The sequence below is a fragment of the Neobacillus niacini genome (genome assembly GCF_023715785.1).
GTDB lineage: Bacteria > Bacillota > Bacilli > Bacillales > Cytobacillaceae > Neobacillus > Neobacillus niacini_E.
In genome coordinates this window covers 1-258 of the sequence record NZ_JAMBOX010000113.1, presented here as the reverse complement: position 1 = coordinate 258, position 258 = coordinate 1, and the positions used below count along the sequence as shown (strand labels likewise).

Below are 258 nucleotides of genomic sequence, written 5' to 3'. Positions count from 1 at the left end.
AACGTTATATCAGTCCGACAGGACTGTATATTCCTTAGAAAGGAGGTGATCCAGCCGCACCTTCCGATACGGCTACCTTGTTACGACTTCACCCCAATCATCTGTCCCACCTTAGGCGGCTGGCTCCTTGCGGTTACCCCACCGACTTCGGGTGTTACAAACTCTCGTGGTGTGACGGGCGGTGTGTACAAGGCCCGGGAACGTATTCACCGCGGCATGCTGATCCGCGATTACTAGCGATTCCGGCTTCATGCAGGC

The 258-nt window shown here is 55.4% G+C and carries 1 rRNA gene; it reads right to left on the bottom strand.

Features of this window, described 5'->3' with window-relative positions:
* Positions 1–38: 38 nt before the first annotated feature.
* A 16S ribosomal RNA gene (locus M3234_RS29075) occupies positions 39–258 on the bottom strand; the annotation flags it as partial.